The organism is Thomasclavelia sp. (assembly GCF_017889095.1).
Lineage (GTDB): Bacteria > Bacillota_I > Bacilli_A > Erysipelotrichales > Coprobacillaceae > Thomasclavelia.
Window position 1 is genome coordinate 1 of record NZ_JAGHEW010000032.1, and the last position, 6,718, is coordinate 6,718.

5 protein-coding genes are annotated in these 6,718 nt (G+C 30.6%); all 5 read right to left on the reverse strand.

What is annotated here, in order from left to right; translation table 11 throughout:
* Window positions 1-23: 23 nt before the first annotated feature.
* Window positions 24-851 (reverse strand): PRD domain-containing protein, encoded by an 828-nt coding sequence (locus tag J7M77_RS01545; protein WP_296875300.1) that lies wholly within the window; start codon window positions 849-851, stop codon window positions 24-26.
* An 11-nt stretch (window positions 852-862) separates the two neighbouring features.
* Window positions 863-2,959, reverse strand: a complete 2,097-nt coding sequence (locus J7M77_RS01550; protein WP_296875302.1) for a PTS transporter subunit IIABC — start codon at window positions 2,957-2,959, stop codon at window positions 863-865.
* A 245-nt stretch (window positions 2,960-3,204) separates the two neighbouring features.
* Window positions 3,205-4,527 carry an MATE family efflux transporter gene (locus J7M77_RS01555; protein ID WP_296875304.1) on the reverse strand — a complete coding sequence of 441 codons (1,323 nt, stop codon included), beginning with the start codon at window positions 4,525-4,527 and terminating at the stop codon, window positions 3,205-3,207.
* Window positions 4,528-4,691: 164 nt separating this feature from the next.
* On the reverse strand, window positions 4,692-5,564 hold the full coding sequence (locus J7M77_RS01560; RefSeq protein ID WP_296875305.1) for an alpha/beta hydrolase: 873 nt from the start codon (window positions 5,562-5,564) through the stop codon (window positions 4,692-4,694).
* Between the two features lie 14 nt (window positions 5,565-5,578).
* On the reverse strand, window positions 5,579-6,583 hold the full coding sequence (locus J7M77_RS01565) for a DUF362 domain-containing protein (protein WP_296875308.1): 1,005 nt from the start codon (window positions 6,581-6,583) through the stop codon (window positions 5,579-5,581).
* Window positions 6,584-6,718: the final 135 nt, after the last annotated feature.

Here is a 6,718-nt window from a genome sequence, read left to right on the forward strand (position 1 = left end):
ATGATATATTTCTCTATAATATCTTATTGAATACTTGATAGAATTCTTTCTAAGTGTAAAGCTAAATAGCCAACTTCGGTTTCTGGTAATTCTTTATTTAAAGCTTTGGATAAGGCATTACACATATTTACTGCCTGATCATAAGCAAATGGAAATTTATCTTTGGTAAATTCGCTAATATCCATTTGTAATTTTTCATTAGTATTTAATCGTAAAATTAACAACTTAATATGATTCATTAAACGTACATACGATATTGAATTAATATCAATGACGATATTTAGATCCTCTTGTAATTTGATAATACTATCATGAATAACTCGTGTTGCTTCCATTGATTCAACTACCTGATTAGAAGAAATTGCTGAATGGATATGCAAAGTAATGAAGCCAATTTCATCATCATTAATATCAACATCAATAAATTTTTTAATTACTGCTTTTCCTTTAAAAGCTACTTCATATTCATCTGGAAATAATAGTTTAATATCGGCTAAAAATGGATTGGATGGCATGATATTTTCTTTCATCCGCTTAATTGCAAAAAAGATATGATCAGCTAACGGCAATAAAATATCATTATCCACTTTTTCAAACTTCTCAATCGCTAGATTAATAATTGTCGAAGCAATTTCCAAATAAACTGGATCAATATAATTGATGATATTTTTTGATTTTTGTTTAGCATTATAGTTTTTTTGCATCAAATACTTTTTAGCATTTCTTGGTACTTCAATCATTTCATTAGCTTTTTTTCCAAAACCAATTCCCTTATTCATAATAATTACTTCTTCGTTATCTTTGATTGCTAAAATAGTATTATTGTTCAATACTTTAATTATTTTATACATACATTTTCCCTTTATTCATATAAGCGCATAATAACTGCACCTTTTTCTTTTATCCCATATTCTTTTTCAATTCGACAATGCTCACTTGCTTTAGTAACTACTAATAAAATATTTTCATCCATAGCATTTTCTTTAATATATCTTAAATCACTATTCCAAAGAAGATCTCCTTTAGCTACATACTGATCAACTTTTACTAATAATTCAAAACCAGCTCCATTTAAATTAACCGTATTTGTCCCAAAATGAATTAATAATTCAACACCACTATCAAGCTGCATACCAAGGGCATGTTTAGTTGGATAAATCATCGTAATCTTACCAGCACATGGTGCAACAATTAAACCGTGATCAGGCTTGATCATTACCCCATCACCTAATAATTTATGAGCAAACATTTCATCACAAGATTCTTCAATTGGCATTACCTTACCATCAACAATATTTCCCAGTTCAATCATAGCACTAGATTGCGATGAAGATTCTGGTAATTCATCATATTCTTTAGGAATATTAGCTAAATATTCATCTAATTTAGTCTTAATCGACGAAGCTTTTGGGCCATAGATAATTTGAATGCCATTACCTTGAAGAACAACAGCTGCCGCTCCTGATTGTTTTAATAAACTTTCTTTAACTAATGATTTATCTTCAATCGTTGCCCTAACTCTAGTGATACAGCAATCTACTTCACTAAAATTATCACGACCACCTAAACCTTGAACAATCATCTGTGACTGTTTATCTAATTCAACTTTCGCAAATGATTTTTTATCACCAATTTTAGCTTTTTTAAATACAACTAAACGATCATCATCCTCGCGACCTAATGTTTTTAAATCTAACTTTTTAATTAAATATTTAAAACTAAAATAATATAAGAAAAAATAAACAATTCCTACTGGTATCATTAATATCCAGCTAGTTTTACTATTCCCTTGCATCACACCAAATACAATAAAATCAATGATACCTCCAGAAAATGTCAAACCAATCGTAATATTAAGTATTTGAGCGATCATATAAGCTAAACCAGCTAAAACTACTTCAACCCCAAATAAGATTGGTGCCGAAAACAAAAAAGTAAATTCCAACGGTTCCGTAATCCCCGTTAAAACACTGGTCAAAGCAGCACTCAATAATAAAGAACCTACTCTTTTTTTCATTTTATCTTTAGCCATGTGATACATCGCTAAAGCTGCACCAGGCAATCCAAAAATCATAAAAACAAATTTTCCGGTAAAATATCTAGTCGCATCACTACTAAAATGACTAATCGTTGGATCAGCTAACTGCGCAAAAAATATATTTTGACCGCCATAAACCATTACTCCATTTACCAGCATCGATCCCCCAATGGCTGTTTGCCAAAACGGTAAATAAAAATCATGATGTAAACCAAAAGGCACTAACAAACGCTCGATCATTCCATAAATAAAAGTTCCCCCATAACCGGAATTAACGATCAATCCTCCTAATGCAAAGATAGAATTTTGAATAAACGGCCAAACATAAAACATCAAAATTCCCACCAATAAATAAGTTATCGTTGAAATAATCGGGATAAACCGTTCTCCTTCAAAAAAAGATAATACACTAGGAAGAGAAATCTGATAATAACGATTATGTAAAAAACTAACCCCTAAACCTACAATTATTCCACCAAAAACTCCCATCTCTAGCGACTGGATCCCACAAATGGTACTAATCGTTCCTTGTAAAACATCTTTAGCAATCTGTCCATCAATAATTACTCCATTTAAAGTAAGCAACGCATTAATCGTTGTATGCATAACAAAAAAAGCAATAATTGATGATAGAACCGCTACTTCTTTAGCTTTTTTAGCCATACCTAAAGCTACCGAAGCCGCAAAAATAAGTGGTAAATTATTAAATATCGCACTACCTACCGTAGTTAAAATAACAAAAAAATTATTTAAAACACTACCTTCATGCAACCAGGTTTCTAAATGCAACAAAGCAATTGTTTCTTCACTAGCAACCGATTGGCCAATTCCTAAAAAGAAACCCGCAATTGGTAACAGCGCTATCGGTAGCATAAAACTACGACCAATTCGCTGTAAAACTCCCAAAATCCTTTCTTTCATAATCTCCCCCTTACAATTTATGACATATTTACAGTTAAAATAACATTATCCTACTAAATCTTATAATAAAGATTCATCGTCCAATGTCAACAATATTTACTCATTTTTAAGAATAAAATCAACCAAAAAAGGAAGGATTATGCATCCTTCTAACTTTTAACAAAGTTATTTAAAAATATTTTTTTATTGTATCTAAATTATATATCAGGATATTTAATAGCATCACTTACACTACCAATAAATTTTCATTTTTCACCATTTATTATCTTTTTCTTGAGAAAACAATACCAAAGATAACCCAAAACAGCGACAATTAATTCAGTTAACGGATATGTTAGCCAGATTCCTGTCATTTGATAAAGCGCTGATAAAATAAAAGCTAACGGAATAATGATGATAAATCCTTTTAATAATGATAGTAAATGAGCCGGTAATGCTTGTTCAATTGAAGTGAAAAAGATTGCTAGTACGGTATTATAACCAACAAATAAATTAGATAAAAAATAGATCTTAATTCCTTCAACTGCAATCAACTGTAATTTAAGATCATTACCAGAATTAAAAACAGTTACAACTTTATTGGCATTGACAAATAATAAAGCATATAAAACTACCGAAATAACACCAACACTAATAATTGTATAGCGCCAGATTGCTAAAATTTTTGACTTATCCTGTTTACCAAAAGCATAACTGATGATTGGCTGGATCCCCTGAGCTATTCCGGTATAAATAGAAACGATCACCAAAGAAATATTGGCAACTACGCCATAAGCGGCAATTCCTCTATTTCCGGTAATATTACCAATTAATAAATTAAAGATAATCATAACGATCCCTGATGATAATTGAACAATTAATGATGGAAATCCTAATGATAAAATATCTTTAACTAAAGTAAAGCGGAAAATTGTTTTGACTAAATAAAATCCTTTTTTCTTACTTAACCAATGTTTTGCCATGATCATAATACTAATAATTGGTGATAGCCCAGTCGCTAAAATTGCACCAAAAATCCCCATCTGCATTGGAAAGATAAACACATAATCTAAAACAATATTTGCAAAACTTCCAATCAGCATCGCTAACATTGATAATTTGGGATTTCCATCGTTTCTAACATAACATAATAATACATCATTTAAAATAAATGCTCCTGAAAATAACATTAGCCATTTCAAATACGTATCTGTCATGATCAATACTTGATCATTAGCACCAAGCATTCTTGCAATTGTATTTGAAAAAAATAACCCACCTAATGTAAAGATAACCGTAAAAACAAGTGCTAATAAAATAGTATTAGTATATAAGCAATTGATCTTCGCCTGTTTATTTTGGCTTTTATAAATCGAAAACTTTGTCGCTCCCCCAATTCCTAACATTAATCCTGTACCATGAATAAAGTTATAAACAGGAATTGCTAAATTTAACGCCGTTAAACCATCAGCTTTTAATGATTGTGAGATAAAAAAAGTATCGGCTAAAATATAACAAGATACACCAATAGTTCCTAAAGTACTTAAAAAAGTATAATCAAAAAATTCTTTCAAATAGCTTTTTTTCATAATATCCTCCATTTCCATAAAAAAATAACATCAGCTTTCTATCTTCAATGGCCTAACGATAGAAAACCGATGTTTTATTTCTCTTACCCGGCAGCAAGAATGTTTAATTTCTATTATCTTATCAAAGTATTGATATTAAAGCAAGTGACTTTGTGTTAAATTAATTATCTTTTTAAATTTTGGTTAATAAATTGATAAACTTGATCAAGCGTTTGTAAATGCCAGAAGGTTTCTCCGCCATGATCACCTTGATTTAACTTATAGAAAGTACAATCAAGCTGACACTCATTTAAGTAATCAAATAATTCAATACTTTGATGGAACGGTACTAAACGATCTTTAGTTCCATGGAAGATGATCAGAGGCACTAGTTTGCTATTTTGATCTAAATAACTTTTAATGGCTGTTGTTTTAGCTAACTGTGGATGTTCTAAGACATTTAAGCCACCAAGTAACATTCCTTCAGGACTATTAGCTGCTACATGATCATAAGTTGATGGATAATCAGACATAGTCGTAATATTAGTAGGACCATAGAAATCAATTACCCCATTAATTGGCGGTAATTCAAAATCCTGGTACTGCTTATTATAAGTAGCCCACATCATTAATACCGTATGTCCCCCTGAAGAATCACCCCATAAAAAGACATTATTAGAATCAATATTTAATTCTTCAGCGTGTTCAAAAGCATATTTTAAAGCTTTTTTGCTATCAATTACCTGAGCTGGAAATGGAGCAATTGAAGTATCACGATATTGCACAATTCCAATCTGGAATCCCCTTTTAGCAAACTCATAAAGTTCAAAAAGATTATCAGTTAGATTTTGTTTCCGCCAGGCAGAGCCTTGGACATATAAAATAAATGGTAATTTTTGATTTTGATTAATTAATAATAATTTTAAATTATGCTTAGCATCATAAATCACTTCTTTTAAACGAATTTTATCATAACGCTGATAAGCAAGTTCTTTAATATTTTCCCTAGTAGTTAAATCTTCAGGAAATTCTTCATAACTTAAATTAACTGGTTTCATAATATTCCTTTCTGTTATTCATTTTCAAATGGTGTTAAATTAATTACGGTATCTTGTGGATAGATTCGTTTTTCATCATTATCAAGATCAATTAAAACATACTTATCATTTCCCATTTTTAATTCTTTCATATAAGTTAATTGCCTTAATCCATGGCGAGATTCAATTCGTTCAACTAAATCATGATGTTCTTCTTCTTTCATGGCATAAACAATATCAATACAAGCCTGGTCAATAGCTAAAATATCTAATGAAGCTAAAATTCCGACATTTGGTGTTACTACTGGTGCGGCATTTACCCCTTCACAATCACAAGAAACTGACATATTACGCATTACATTAATATATGCAATTCGATTTTCATAATGATCAACTACCGCTTTAGTTGATTCTGTCATTCTTTCCATAAATTCTTCATTGGAAATATCCCACATATCATCTTGATTAGGGGTAGTATGAATGATTCGTTTACCCATTTGACCATCAGCACAGCCAATTCCGATGTTTTTATCACTGCCACCAAAACCGCCTTTACTATGACCTTTAAAATGCGTTAAAATAAGCAAAGAATCATAATTAGTCATGTGAGAACCAACTGACATTTCTTTAAACCATTTACCACCATTAACTGGTAACATCATTGTTCCTTCTTCATCCATGATATCTACTGGTGCAAAAGTCCAGCCATTAACTTCTAAAGTTTTTCGATGTTGCTTACTAGTATAACGATCTCCTTCATAATAAGTATTAGTTTCAATAATTGTAGCATCTTTTAAATTATTTTCCATTAACTCTTTAACCCAAGGACGAGGAATGATATTTGGTCCATGAGGCTCTCCAGTATGCAACTTAATTCCTACTTTACCATAAAGAGTTTCCTTGATTTTATCATATACTTTTTGTAATCCTTTTGCTGATAAATCTCTAGTAAAATAAACAATTGATTCATTCCCAGTACGTTTGTTATATGGAATATAGATATCTCCCATAACATCATAAACATTATTTTTGTCTGTCATATTTATAATCTCCTGGTATATTATAAATGACTCATGTAGTTAGTCATTTACAGTATACTTTTTCCTTTCCAATCAACCAGGTTAACCTGGTTGATTCAAATTAAAATTGTCTGTAAAATATTGAAATATGTGAAT